Origin of the sequence: Brevundimonas sp. (genome assembly GCF_035561115.1) — a bacterium.
GTDB lineage: Bacteria > Pseudomonadota > Alphaproteobacteria > Caulobacterales > Caulobacteraceae > Brevundimonas.
The window spans coordinates 17,917-30,329 of record NZ_DATMYH010000005.1 but is presented as its reverse complement, the minus strand read 5'-3'; the positions used below and the strand labels follow the sequence as shown (position 1 = coordinate 30,329).

General features: G+C 68.8%; 12 protein-coding genes. 6 read left to right on the top strand and 6 right to left on the bottom strand.

What is annotated here, in order from left to right; genetic code table 11:
- Positions 1 to 111 precede the first annotated feature (111 nt).
- Together phaR and trhA are read right to left on the bottom strand one after the other, a co-directional pair.
- Positions 112 to 726: a polyhydroxyalkanoate synthesis repressor PhaR gene (gene phaR, locus VN378_RS00535; protein WP_325739917.1), complete on the bottom strand. Its 615-nt coding sequence runs from the start codon at positions 724 to 726 to the stop codon at positions 112 to 114.
- A 54-nt stretch (positions 727 to 780) separates the two neighbouring features.
- Positions 781 to 1,500, bottom strand: a complete 720-nt coding sequence (trhA, locus tag VN378_RS00530; RefSeq protein WP_325739916.1) for a PAQR family membrane homeostasis protein TrhA — start codon at positions 1,498 to 1,500, stop codon at positions 781 to 783.
- Positions 1,501 to 1,718: 218 nt separating this feature from the next.
- On the opposite strand from trhA, the gene VN378_RS00525 reads away from it, so the two are divergent.
- The gene (locus tag VN378_RS00525; protein WP_325739915.1) at positions 1,719 to 2,897 is read left to right on the top strand and encodes an acetyl-CoA C-acetyltransferase; all 1,179 of its coding nucleotides are present in this window, start codon (positions 1,719 to 1,721) and stop codon (positions 2,895 to 2,897) included.
- Between the two features lie 3 nt (positions 2,898 to 2,900).
- On the opposite strand, the gene VN378_RS00520 is transcribed toward VN378_RS00525, so the two are convergent.
- A complete protein-coding gene (locus VN378_RS00520) occupies positions 2,901 to 3,992 on the bottom strand; it encodes a YeiH family protein (RefSeq protein ID WP_325739914.1) in 1,092 nt (363 codons plus the stop codon).
- Between the two features lie 52 nt (positions 3,993 to 4,044).
- Positions 4,045 to 5,394, bottom strand: coding sequence for a phosphoglucosamine mutase (gene glmM, locus VN378_RS00515; RefSeq protein ID WP_325739913.1), 1,350 nt, complete (start codon positions 5,392 to 5,394; stop codon positions 4,045 to 4,047).
- Positions 5,395 to 5,559: 165 nt separating this feature from the next.
- On the opposite strand from glmM, the gene glmS reads away from it, so the two are divergent.
- Both glmS and galU read left to right on the top strand, forming a co-directional pair.
- Positions 5,560 to 7,374 carry a glutamine--fructose-6-phosphate transaminase (isomerizing) gene (gene glmS / locus VN378_RS00510; RefSeq protein WP_325739912.1) on the top strand — a complete coding sequence of 605 codons (1,815 nt, stop codon included), beginning with the start codon at positions 5,560 to 5,562 and terminating at the stop codon, positions 7,372 to 7,374.
- 55 nt (positions 7,375 to 7,429) lie between these two features.
- A complete protein-coding gene (gene galU / locus VN378_RS00505) occupies positions 7,430 to 8,308 on the top strand; it encodes a UTP--glucose-1-phosphate uridylyltransferase GalU (RefSeq protein ID WP_325739911.1) in 879 nt (292 codons plus the stop codon).
- Positions 8,309 to 8,314: 6 nt separating this feature from the next.
- Here galU and VN378_RS00500 read toward each other — a convergent pair whose 3' ends face one another.
- Positions 8,315 to 8,536 carry a hypothetical protein gene (locus VN378_RS00500; protein ID WP_325739910.1) on the bottom strand — a complete coding sequence of 74 codons (222 nt, stop codon included), beginning with the start codon at positions 8,534 to 8,536 and terminating at the stop codon, positions 8,315 to 8,317.
- Between the two features lie 36 nt (positions 8,537 to 8,572).
- A complete protein-coding gene (locus tag VN378_RS00495) occupies positions 8,573 to 9,316 on the bottom strand; it encodes an alpha/beta hydrolase (RefSeq protein ID WP_325739909.1) in 744 nt (247 codons plus the stop codon).
- Positions 9,317 to 9,386: 70 nt separating this feature from the next.
- On the opposite strand from VN378_RS00495, the gene VN378_RS00490 reads away from it, so the two are divergent.
- From VN378_RS00490 to VN378_RS00480, 3 genes are all read left to right on the top strand, one after another.
- Positions 9,387 to 10,358: a glycosyltransferase family 9 protein gene (locus tag VN378_RS00490; protein ID WP_325739908.1), complete on the top strand. Its 972-nt coding sequence runs from the start codon at positions 9,387 to 9,389 to the stop codon at positions 10,356 to 10,358.
- Positions 10,359 to 10,482: 124 nt separating this feature from the next.
- Positions 10,483 to 11,004, top strand: a complete 522-nt coding sequence (infC, locus tag VN378_RS00485) for a translation initiation factor IF-3 (RefSeq protein ID WP_055827440.1) — start codon at positions 10,483 to 10,485, stop codon at positions 11,002 to 11,004.
- A 93-nt stretch (positions 11,005 to 11,097) separates the two neighbouring features.
- Positions 11,098 to 12,348, top strand: coding sequence for an MFS transporter (locus VN378_RS00480; RefSeq protein WP_325739905.1), 1,251 nt, complete (start codon positions 11,098 to 11,100; stop codon positions 12,346 to 12,348).
- Positions 12,349 to 12,413 lie beyond the last annotated feature (65 nt).

The window sequence follows — 12,413 nt, the reverse complement described above, 5'->3', positions numbered from 1 at the left end:
GTCAGGGCGCGGGACTGGGCGGCGGCCCGGCGCTCGGCGGCGCGCCGCTCGGCCGAACGGCGCTCGTCACGGCGCTCGACGGGACCCACGGCGCGGATCTCGTCGCCCATGTCAGCCGCCCTTGCCGGGGGGGCGGGACAGTTTGTCGATCTGACTGCGCATCTCGTCCATCTGGCGGCGCATCTCCTCCAGCGGATCGGCGGCCGGGGCGGCCTTCGGCTCCGACGCCGCCGACGCCGCCGCCATGGCGCCGGGGGTCAGGGCGCCGAAGCCCGGCCACATCTTCATGGCGTCGCTGAACATGGCCATGTTGCGCTTGACCGCCTCGTCGATCAGCCCCGCGCCCGGCGCGGCGCCGAAGGCCTTGGAGAACTGGCCGCGGATCTGCTCCTGCTGGCGGCTGAAATTGTCGAGCGACATCTCCAGATAGCTGGGCAGGACCCCCTGCATCTGGCCGCCGTAGAAGCCGATCAGCTGGCGCAGGAACTGGACCGGCAGCAGGGCCTCGCCCCGGCTCTCTTCCTCGAAGATGATCTGGGTCAGGATCTGGCGGGTCAGGTCGTCATTGGTCTTGGCGTCGTAGACGACGAATTCCGTCCCCTCGCGCACCATTTTCGCCAGGTCTTCCAGCGTCACATAGGCCGAGGTCGCCGTATTGTAGAGCCGGCGGTTGGCGTATTTCTTGATGACGACGGTTTCGCCGGCTCCGGACTTCCTGTCAGCCACGCGCGATCCTCGATCTGTTGCAACGCCGCACTATGCTGCGCTGCCCGCGAATGTCTAGCCGAGGCCGGCGGCGGCCGGGGCCAGGACCACGCCCACCAGCACCGCCGCCCAGTGGACGGTCGCGCCGGTGACGACGAAGCCATGCCAGATCGCGCGGCGGAACTTCACCTGCGGACTGATGAAGACGAACACCCCTGCGGTGTAGATCAGCCCGCCCAGCACCAGCAGCGCCAGGGCTATCGGGTGGACGGTGTCCATCATCGGCTTCAGGGCGATCACCGCCAGCCAGCCGAACAGGGCGTAGACGCCGCTCCAGAAGGCGTCGGAAATGCGCGGCGCAACCAGCTTGGCCGCGACCCCTGCAAGGGCGATCGCCCAGACCAGCAGGGTGAAGCCGATCGACCAGGCCCCCTCGAACCGCTGGGTCGTGAACGGCGTGTAGCTGCCGGCGATCATGAGGAAGATCGCCGCCTCGTCCATGCGGCGCAGGATCGGCCGCGCGGCGCAGGGGCGGGTCTGGTTGTAGATGGTCGAGACGGTCAGCATGGCGACCAGGCACAGGGCGTAGGTGGCTGTGGCGGCCACGGCGCCGACGCCGGCGTACAGGGCGGCCAGCACCGCCAGCACGATCCCGCCGACGGCGGCCAGCGTCAGGCCGACGACGTGCACGACCAGGTCGGCGGTCTTTTCGGCGGGCGAGCGGTAATGCTCGGCCATGTCCTGTTCGTCCGGCTCGCAGACCCTGACGAACACCTTCTTCAGTCGCATGAGCATGGCCCCATCAAGCCTTTCTCGCTCTATTCGTTCCCGTGAATATGGGGCCGGGCCGGTGACCATGGGGTGAACGACGCAGTCAGGCGTGACGAAGGCGTTGCGATGCGGCAGAAACGCCACGACTTGTTTCGCGCACCCTAACGCTCCCGATGGGCGTAGAGGTTTCGTTTTCCATGGCCCGGCGCTCCCCCGCCCGCGGCCTCTTTCGAGGTAGTTGCATGTCCATCGACGTCGTCATCGTCTCCGCCGCGCGCACGCCGGTCGGCTCCTTCCTCGGGGGCCTGTCCAGCCTGCCGGCGTCGAAGCTGGGCGAGATCGCCATCCGCGCCGCGCTCGAACGGGCCGGGGTCGACGCCGCCGACGTGGACGAGGTCATCCTGGGCCATGTGCTGCAGGCGGCGGCGGGTCAGGGGCCCGCCCGGCAGGCGGCCATGGGCGCGGGCATCCCGAAGGAGACGGCGGCCTGGAGCCTGAACCAGATCTGCGGATCGGGCCTGCGGGCGGTGGCCATCGGCGCCCAGCAGATCGCCCTGGGCGACGCCAGGATCGTCGTCGCCGGCGGCCAGGAGAGCATGAGCCAGGCGCCCCACGCCCAGCACCTGCGGTCCGGTCAGAAGATGGGCGACCTGTCGCTGATCGACACCATGATCAAGGACGGCCTGTGGGACGCCTTCAACGGCTATCACATGGGCCAGACCGCCGAGAACGTGGCCGAGCAATTCCAGATCACCCGCGCCGATCAGGACGCCTTCGCCGTGGCCAGCCAGCACAAGGCCGAGGCGGCGCAGAAGGCCGGCCGCTTCGACGACGAGATCGTCCCTGTCGTCATCGCCTCGAGGAAGGGCGACGTCGTCGTCGACAAGGACGAGTTCATCCGCCACGGCGCGACCCTCGAAGCCATGGAGAAGCTGCGCCCGGCCTTCACGAAGGACGGCTCGGTCACCGCCGCCAACGCCTCGGGCCTCAACGACGGCGCCGCCGCCCTGGTGCTGATGAGCGCGGACGAGGCGAAGGCGCGCGGGCTCGAGGTTCTGGCCCGGATCGTGTCCTCGGCCACGGCAGGCGTCGATCCGGCGGTCATGGGCACGGGCCCGATCCCCGCGTCGAAAAAGGCGCTGGAGAAGGCGGGCTGGACGGTCGCCGATCTGGATCTGGTCGAATCCAACGAGGCCTTCGCGGCCCAGAGCCTGTGCGTCCTGCGCGAACTCGGCCTCGATCCCGACAAGGTCAACGTCAACGGCGGCGCCATCGCCATCGGTCATCCCATCGGGGCGTCCGGCGCCCGCATCCTGACCACCCTGCTGCATGAAATGAAGCGGCGCGGGGCGCGCAAGGGTCTGGCGACCCTGTGCATCGGCGGCGGCATGGGCGTGGCCATGTGCGTGGAGCGGGATTGATCCTCAGACGACGGCGAGCAGTCCGATCAGGCCGAGGGCCAGGCCGATCAGCGCCAACAACGACAGGGTGACGACGGCGGCGATGCGGACCCCGGAGCGGGCCACGGCGCGGGCGTCGGTGCTCAGGCCCAGGGCGGCCATCGAGATCAGCGTCAGGGCGGTGGCGGCCTGGGCCATTACGGGCAGGGCGGCGGCGGGAATCAGCTCGAGGGACCGGGCGGCCATCATCAGCAGAAAGCCGACAATGAACCACGGCACGAGCTGGTGGGCCGAAACCCGGCGCGACCGGGCAGCCCCGTCCCCTTCCCGGGCGGGAACATCTCCGTCCGACCCGCGGCCCATGGCGGTGGCGACGGCCAGAAACAGGCAGACGGGACCCAGCATCAAAACACGGACGAGCTTGATCAGCGTTCCGGCCTGGGTCGCCACTGCGCCGGTGGGCATGGTCGCGGCCAGCACCTGGGGCACGGCGTAGACGGTCAGACCGGCCAACACGCCATAATTCAGGGCGCTCATCCGCAGCGCCACGCCCAGCAGCGGCAGAAGCAGGACGACCGCCACGCCCAGCACGGCGGTGAAGGCGATGGCGGCGGATACGTCCTCGGCGTCGGCGTCGATCACCGGAGCGACGGCCGCGATGGCGGAGTTGCCGCAGATGGCGTTGCCGCAGGCGATCAGCACCGCCATCCGGTGCGGCAGGCGCAACAACCGGCCGACGGCATAACTGACGGCGAGGGCCAGCACGACGACCAGGGCTGTCCCCGCCAGCAGTCCGGGACCGATGGCCATGACGGTGGCTGCGCTGACCGAGGCGCCCAGCAACACAACTGCGATCTCGAGCAGGGTCCTGGCGCTGAACTCTATCCCGGGCCGCAGGCTGGCGGGCGGAGTCCACACGGATCGCACGGCGGCTCCGATCAGAATGGCCAGCACGATGGCGTCGATCCAACCCCGGCCGAACAGCCGAAGCTCAAGCGCCTGAACGGCGATGGCCGTCAGGGTGATCGCCGCGCATGCGGTCAGGCCGGGGAGCAGGGACAGGACGCCTCCCACCGCGAGCAGCGGAGCGGGCGCCCGAGGGCGTGCGGGAATCATCGCGTGAGACTGCGCCAGGGACGCGCCGTGATCCACCGCCCAGTCAGGTCGGCTATCCCGCCGCCTTCACCGCCGCGACCACCTCGGCCACGACGGACTTCACCAGCGCTTCGTCGTCGCCCTCGGCCATAACGCGGATCAATTTCTCGGTTCCCGAGGGGCGCACCAGCAGGCGGCCCACGCCGACCAGGCGCGCCTCTGCGGCGGCGATGGCGGCCTTGACCCCGGCGTCCTGCAGCGGCCTGCCCGACGTGAAGCGGACGTTCTCCAGCAGCTGCGGCACCGGTTCGAACTGGCGGGCCAGATCGCTCATGGCGCGGCCGCTTTCGACCATCACCGCCAGCACCTGGAGGGCCGACATCAGGCCGTCGCCGGTGGTGGCGTAGTCGTGCAGGATGATATGGCCGGACTGTTCGCCGCCCATGTTGAAGCCGCCCTGCCGCATCCGCTCCATGACATAGCGGTCGCCGACCTGGGTCCGCTCCAGCGTCAGGCCGGCGGCGTTCAGCGCGCGCTCCATCCCCAGGTTGGACATGACGGTGGCGACCACGCCGCCGCCCACCAGCAGGCCGCGCCTGGCCCAGTCCAGGGCCACCATGGCCATGATCTGGTCGCCGTCGATGATCTGCCCGTTCTCGTCGCAGATGATGACGCGGTCGGCGTCGCCGTCGAGGGCGATGCCGATGTCGGCGCGATGCGTTCTCACCGCCTCGACGAGGGCCTGCGGATGGGTTGAACCACAGTCGGCGTTGATGTTCAGGCCATTCGGCTCGACGCCGACAGGAAAGACCTCCGCGCCCAGCTCGTACAGCGTCGTGGGCGCGACCTTGTAGCCGGCTCCGTTGGCGCAATCGATGGCGATGCGCAGGCCCTGCAGGCTCAACCCCTTGGGAAAGCTGGCCTTGGCGATCTCGATATAGCGCGCCTGACTGTCGTCGATGCGCTTGACCCGGCCCAGCTTGTCCGGCGGAGCCAGGCCCGCATCCAGGGCCTCGTCCATCATGGACTCGATCTTCAACTCGACCTCGTCCGACAGTTTGTAGCCGTCCGGGCCGAACAGCTTGATGCCGTTGTCGAGATAGGCGTTGTGCGAGGCCGAGATCATCACCCCGATGTCCGCGCGCATCGACCGCGTCATCATGGCCACGCCGGGTGTGGGCAGAGGCCCGAAGGTCAGCACGTCCATGCCCGCCGAGGCGAACCCCGCGACCAGCGCCGGTTCGATCATATAGCCGGACAGGCGGGTGTCCTTGCCGATCACCACAAGGTGCCGGCGATCGTCGGACGACATGAACATCCGCCCCGCCGCCAGCCCGACCCGCAGCGCCACTTCCGGCGTCATCGGATGGGTATTCGCGCGGCCCCGAATGCCGTCGGTCCCGAAATAGCGTCTCTCGCCCAAGCGTCGTCTTCCTCTTGTCGCGGTCGCAGAAACCTTGCGAAACCGCTTTTTAGGTGCAAACCGGAAGGCCTGTCGCCTACATCGGCGCCAGACAGCCGGGCTCGGCTTAGACCGTTCCCCGTCCGCGCGCAAAGCGCGGAAAGGCAGATTTCCGAGGGACTATTCATGTGCGGCATCATCGGTGTGACGGGCGTCGGCCCGGCGGTTCCCCGTCTGATCGACAGTTTGAAGCGGCTGGAATACCGGGGGTATGACTCCGCCGGCGTCGCCGCCCTGGTCGACGGCCGCATCGAACGCCGCCGCGCCAAGGGCAAGATTCGCGAACTGGAAGCGGTCCTGCTCGCTGAGCCGCTGAACGCCACCATCGGCATCGGCCACACCCGTTGGGCCACCCACGGCGCGCCCACCGCGGCTAACGCCCACCCGCACAAGGCGGGCCGCGTCGTGCTGGTCCACAACGGCATTATCGAGAATTTCGCCGAACTGAAGGCTGAGCTGGCCGCGGACGGTCACGTCTTTGAAAGCCAGACCGACACCGAGGTGGTCGCCCACCTGCTGGACCGGGAACTGGGCCGCGGCAATGACCCGCTGGTCGCCTTCAAGACCGTGCTGGATCGACTCACCGGCGCCTATGCGCTGGCGGTGCTGATCGAGGGCGAGGACGGGCTGATCCTCGGTGCGCGGCGCGGCAGTCCGCTGGTCGTCGGCTGGGGCGAGGGCGAGATGTACCTGGGCTCGGACGCGCTGGCGGTCGGACCGTTCACCCAGAAGATCAGCTATCTGGAGGAGGGCGACTATGTCGGCGTCGACCGCAATGGCGCGCGGATGTTCGATGTGGACGGCGCCGCAGTGGAACGGCCGATCGTCCAGGTCTCGGCCTCTTCGGCCCTGGTCGAAAAGGGCGAGTACCGGCACTTCATGGAGAAGGAGATCCATGAGCAGCCCGACAGCGTCCAGCACACCCTGTCCCACTACCTCGACTTCGTGAACGGCAAGGCCAAGACCGATTCCACCGACTTCGCCGCCGTCGATCGCATCCAGATCGTCGCCTGCGGCACCGCCTTCTACGCCGGCCAGATCGGTCGCTACGCGTTCGAGAAGCTGGCCAACCTGCCCTGCGACGTCGAGATCGCCTCGGAGTTCCGCTACCGCAATCCGGCCCTGACGCCCGGAACCCTGGCCGTCGCCGTCAGCCAGTCGGGCGAGACCGCCGACACCCTGGCCAGCCTGTCGTGGTGCAAGGCCAGGGGATTGAAGACGGCCGCCCTGGTCAATGTCCACTCGTCCTCCATGGCGCGCGAGGCGGGGCATCTGTGGCCGACCCATGCCGGACCCGAGATCGGGGTCGCCTCGACCAAGGCCTTCACAGCCCAGGTGGCCGCCCTGCTGGCTCTGGCCGTCGCGGCCGGCGTCCAGCGCGGCCATATCGACGCGGTGCGCGAGGCCGAACTGGTCAGGGCCCTGTTCGAGGCGCCGCGCCTCATCGCGGAGGCCATGCGCATGGAAGACGACCTGAAGGCCGTCGCCCACGACATCGCCAAGGCCACCGACGTCCTGTTCCTCGGCCGGGGGGCCATGTTCCCCCTGGCCATGGAAGGCGCGCTGAAGCTGAAGGAGATCAGCTATATCCACGCCGAAGGCTATGCCGCGGGCGAGCTGAAGCACGGCCCGATCGCCCTGGTCGACGAATATACGCCCATCGTGGCCCTGGCCCCGCTGGATGAGGTGTTCGAGAAGACCGCCTCCAACCTGCAGGAAGTCGCCGCGCGGGGCGGTCCGGTCATCATGATCGCGCCGAAGTCCGCGCCCGATCCGCACGGCGCCGGCATCCGGCGCGTCGATGCGCCGGAGTGCCACTCGCTGATCGCGCCCCTGATCTACGCCATCCCGGTGCAGTTGCTGGCCTACTACACGGCCGTCCAGAAGGGCACGGACGTCGACCAGCCGCGCAATCTGGCCAAGTCCGTCACCGTCGAGTGATCGCATCCGGCCGCGAATGCGTTAGGCTGCCCGACCCCGCCGTTCAGGATTTCGCATGACCGCTCACGCCCGCCGCCTCCGCAAGGCTGTCCTGCCCGTCGCCGGTCTCGGCACCAGGGTCCTTCCCGGCACCAAGACCACGCCGAAGGAACTGCTGAACGTCGTCGACCGGCCGATCCTGAGCTACATCGTCGAGGAGGCGCGCGAGGCCGGGATCGAGCACATCGTCTTCGTCACGGGACGCTCCAAGGGGGCCATCGAAGACTATTTCGACCACCAGATCGAGCTGGAGGCCCAGCTTCTGGCCAAGGGCAAGACCGACATCCTGGACGCCATGATCGCCGAGCTGGCCACCGCTGGCGAGATGAGCTTCACCCGTCAGATGCAGCCGCTGGGTCTCGGCCACGCCGTCTGGTGCGCCCGCGACATCATCGGCGACGAGCCGTTCGCCGTGCTGCTGCCCGACGTGATCGTGGACTCCCAGCCCGGAGCCCTCAAACAGCTGGCCGACGTCTATGCCGAGGTCGGCGGCAACGTCATCGGCGTGGAGGCCGTGCCCGAGACCGAAACCCACAAATACGGCATCGTCGACCCCGAGAACCGCGACGGGCGCCACATCCGCATGAAGGGCATGGTCGAGAAGCCGCCGCGCGGCGAGGCGCCGTCCAACCTGTCGATCTCGGGTCGCTACATCCTGCAGCCCGAAATCTTCGGCATTCTGGAAAACCAGCCGCGCGGCGCCGGCGGCGAGATTCAACTCACGGACGGCATGGCCCGGCTGATGAAGGACCAGGCCTTCACCGCCGTCGAATACGAGGGCGTGACCCACGACTGCGGCGACAAGATCGGCCTGCTGCGCGCCAATGTGGCCCTGGCTCTGAAGCGCCCGGACCTGGGCGAGGCGGCCAGGGCCGCGATCACTGCCCTGCTTTAGGCCGGGTCAGTCGGCGCTCGGCAGCCGCGAGGCTCCGATGATCCTGCAGGCGTTGTCGAGCCGCGGCCGTCCGGTCTGCCGGCCGGTCGCCACCAGGATGCCGTCGCGAGCGGTGCAGTCGGCGGCGAGACGCTGCAACTCGTCGTCAGCCCGGGCGCCGCCCGTGGTCGGGGCGCAACCGGCGACCAGAAGGAACAGGACGGGAGCGGCGAGGGTGAAGGCGCGCATGGGACTCTCCTTGCGATATGAACCCTATTTAAGCGCTCAACGACGCATCCGTTCAATCGCCTCGATCAACCGTGCGAGGTCCCCAGGGGTCGACAGCCGATGGTCGCCGCCGCCGATCAGATCCAGGCGCACGTCTCCGCCCGTCAGACGCTCGACGAGGGCGATCGCATGTCGCCACGGCACCACGTCGTCGGCGCGCCCCTGGAGGATGTGTACGGGGGCCGGGACCGGGATGGCGGCGTCCAGCACCAGCCAGTCTCGGGCCTCCTCGAACATGCCGAGAGTCAGCACATATTCGCCCAGCCCCTCCTCGACGACCAGGGTTTCTCCGTCGCGCAGGAGGGCCTGGCGTTCATGATCGGCCAGGCCCGGCCACATCAGCCGGTCGGTGAAGTCCTGGGCCGGATTGACCAGCACCAATCCGGCTATCCGCTCCGGTCGCGCCAGCGCCAGCAGCAGGGCGATCCAGCCGCCCATGGAAGAACCCACCGGAATGACGGGTCCCTCAAGGCTGTCGATCAGGGCGATGGCGTCTTCGCGCCAGCGGCCGACGGTGGCGCGGCGCCATTCACCGGTCGAACGGCCGTGCGCGAAATGGTCGTAGCGGACATAGCTCCAACCCCGTTCGCGCGCCGCCGCTTCGATCGCCAGGGCCTTGGTCCCCTCCATGTCCGAGCGGAAGCCGCCGATCCAGACGACCGTCGGACCCTCGCCCTCGATCCGCCGGAAGGCGAGGGTCTCGCCGTCCGGACGCCGCAGCCGCTGAATGCCGTCGCTCATGACCCGCCTCTCGCGAAAACCGTCGCGGACTGATAGCGAACCCGGCGAAACGAAGCGAAGGCCAAAGCGCGTGCCCGATCCCAAGACCGCCCCGAAGGTTCTGTTCGTCACCTCCAACCGCATCGGCGACTGCGTCATCTCCTCGGGCGTGATCCGCGAGATCGGTCGTCAGCTTCCGGGCGCCCGGATCACCGTCGCCAGCGGCCGGCCCCCGGCGCCCCTTTTCCGCGCCGCGCCCGGCGTCGAACGGGTCATCGTCCTCGACAAGAAGAAGTTCGCCGGACACTGGGTCGATCTCTGGAAACAGGCGGTCGGGACCCGCTGGGACCTCGTCATCGACATCCGCGGCTCGGCCCTCAGCTATCTGATCCCGGCCAAGCGGCGGGTCGTCTACAACCGGTCGTGGGAGACGGGCGTGCGCAAGGTCGAGATGGTGTCGCGCCTGATGGGGTCGGCGGCGCCTCTGGACCCCGAAATCTTCCTCGACGATCAGGCGCGGGCAGAGGCCGCGGGCGTGATCGACCCCCAGCTGGAGACAGCTCCCGGGCCGATCATCGCCATGGCCCCGATCGCGCATCAGCCCGGCAAGAGCTGGCCGGCGGACCGGTGGGGGGCGCTGGTCGGGATGCTCAAGGCCGACGCCCGGTTTGACGGCTGGCGTTTCATGCTGGTCGGCGGGCCGGGCGACCATCCGCCTGCAGCGCCCGCCCTGGCGGCGGCCGGAGAGCGCGGGATCGACTTCGTCGGCAAGGGCGACATCCTGGCTTCGGCCGCCGCGATCGACCGGGCCGCGCTGTTCGTGGGCAATGATTCCGGCCTCATGCACGTGGCCGCGGCGGCGGGCCGACCGACGCTGGGCCTCTTCGGTCCGACCGAGTGGTGGCTGTATGGTCCGTGGGGGCCGAAAACCCGCACCGCCGCGTCCAACGAGACCCGTGGCGCGTTCGCGCCCATCGAGGCGCTGACCACCGATCGTGTCTTCGCCGCCGTCATCGACCTGCATGCGGCCTTCATCGACGCCGCCGGTCCCGCCAAACCTTGAAGAGACGGGCGTTCGCGGTCATATAGGGCCGCTGGAGGGGAACGCGGCGAACCGTCGCGTACTCCGTCCTGCCAGAACTCCGCTTCTTCTTCCACGCAAGGAACCGACGCTCATTCGCCGTCCGATGAACCAGCCGCCCGTCAAGGACGGGCCCCCCATGAACCAGGATATCCGCGCGCCGCGCGTTCTGCTGATTGATCAGAACGGCGAGAAGCAGGGCGTCATGCCGACGTCCGCCGCGCTGGAAGCCGCCGAAGAGGCCGGCATGGACCTGGTTCAGATCGTCTCGACGTCCGAGCCGCCGGTCTGCAAGATTCTCGACTACGGCAAATTCCGCTTCCAGGAGCAGAAGAAGAAGGCCGAGGCGCGCAAGCGTCAGAAGGTCGTCGAGCTGAAAGAGATCAAGCTGCGCCCGAACATCGACGTCCACGACTATGAGGTGAAGGCCAAGGCCATGCACCGCTTCTTCGACGAGGGCGACAAGGTCAAGGTGACGCTGCGTTTCCGCGGCCGCGAGATGGCCCACCCCGAACTCGGCATGAAGCTGCTGAACAAGGTCCAGGCCGATTTCGACGAGATCGCCAAGGTCGAATACGCGCCGCGTATGGAAGGCCGTCAGATGATCATGATCCTTGCGCCCAAATAGGCCGCACGGATTTCAGGAACCGGAACGCCCCGGCCGGGAACGGCCGGGGCGTTTTCGTTTGTCCGCCGCCGCGCCCGCGATAAGGTCGCGACCATGATCGCATCCGGCCCCGCTCCAGCCGCCTCCCGCTCCGCCCTGTTCGTCCTCTTCGGCGTGGTCTTCATCAACCTGGTGGGTTTCGGCATCGTCATCCCGCTGCTGCCCTTCTACGGCCAGACGCTGGACGCGCCGCCGTGGCAGGTGGCCCTGATGTTCTCGGCCTATTCCCTGGGCCAGTTCTTCGCCGAGCCCTTCTGGGGCCGGCTCTCGGACCGGATCGGACGCAAGCCGGTGCTGCTGATCACCGTAGTCGCCAATGCGCTCGGCTATCTGATGCTGGCCTTCGCGCCGAACATCTGGCTGGCCATCGCCATCCGCCTGTTCACCGGCCTGGGCGCCGGCAACATCTCGACCGTGCAGGGCTATGTCGCCGACGTGACCCCGCCGGAACAGCGGGCCGGCCGCATGGGCCTGATCGGCGCGGCCTTCGGCCTGGGCTTCATCGTGGGCCCGGGGCTGGGCGGCCTGCTGACGCGCGAGGACATGGGGACGCTGGGATACCAGCTGCCGATCTTCGTCGCCGCCGGCCTGTGCATGCTGGCCGCTGCGGGCATCCTGGTGCTGCTGAAGGAGAGCCGCGCCCGGGCCGACCCGGCCGCCCCGCGCGCACCGTTCCTCAGCGGGGTGCACGACGCCGTCGCCAACCCGGTGGTGTCGAGGGTGCTGCTGGTCACCCTGATCTATATGGCCGGCTTCTCGGGCATGGAATCCACCTTTGGCTTCTGGACAGAGGCGCGATACGGCTGGGGCGCGCGCGAGGTGGGCCTCAGTTTCATGGCGGTCGGGGTGGTCTCGGTGATCTGCCAGGGCCTGCTGGCCGGGCGGCTGGCCCGGCGTTTCGGCGAGGCGCGGGTGCTGACGGTCGGCTGCCTGATCTTCGGCGCGGGACTGGCGGGCCAGGTGATCGCCAGCCGCCTGGTGCCGGAGGCCGAGGCCCTGGTGCCGGTGATCATGGCGGCCGGCGCCTTCGGCATGGCGGTGACCATGCCCAACATCTCGGCCCTGATTTCGCGCTCGGTCGATCCGGATCGGCAGGGCGCCATGCTGGGCCTGAACATGGCCGCGAGCTCCAGCGCCCGCATCTTCGGTCCGATGGCGGCGGGGGCGATCTTTTCGGGCATCGGCCATGACTGGCCCTTCCTGATCGGCGCGGCCCTGACAGTCCCGGCGGCCGTGATGGCGATCAACGCCGGGCGGGCCTTCCGCAAGCGTCAGACCGGCCCGGTTCCGGCCGTCGCCGAATAGGCCGGGCTTGCCTTATTGGTCCGCTTCGCCTAGAAGCCGCGCCTTCGCGTACCGAACCGCCGGGC

Excerpts from the sequence above, each read along its gene's own strand:
- trhA (WP_325739916.1), bottom strand. The coding sequence starts at position 1,500 with ATGCTCATGCGACTGAAGAAGGTGTTCGTCAGGGTCTGCGAGCCGGAC.
- VN378_RS00525 (WP_325739915.1), top strand. The coding sequence starts at position 1,719 with ATGTCCATCGACGTCGTCATCGTCTCCGCCGCGCGCACGCCGGTCGGC.
- VN378_RS00520 (WP_325739914.1), bottom strand. The coding sequence starts at position 3,992 with ATGATTCCCGCACGCCCTCGGGCGCCCGCTCCGCTGCTCGCGGTGGGA.
- glmS (WP_325739912.1), top strand. The coding sequence starts at position 5,560 with ATGTGCGGCATCATCGGTGTGACGGGCGTCGGCCCGGCGGTTCCCCGT.
- galU (WP_325739911.1), top strand. The coding sequence starts at position 7,430 with ATGACCGCTCACGCCCGCCGCCTCCGCAAGGCTGTCCTGCCCGTCGCC.
- VN378_RS00500 (WP_325739910.1), bottom strand. The coding sequence starts at position 8,536 with ATGCGCGCCTTCACCCTCGCCGCTCCCGTCCTGTTCCTTCTGGTCGCC.
- VN378_RS00495 (WP_325739909.1), bottom strand. The coding sequence starts at position 9,316 with ATGAGCGACGGCATTCAGCGGCTGCGGCGTCCGGACGGCGAGACCCTC.
- infC (WP_055827440.1), top strand. The coding sequence starts at position 10,483 with ATGAACCAGCCGCCCGTCAAGGACGGGCCCCCCATGAACCAGGATATC.
- VN378_RS00480 (WP_325739905.1), top strand. The coding sequence starts at position 11,098 with ATGATCGCATCCGGCCCCGCTCCAGCCGCCTCCCGCTCCGCCCTGTTC.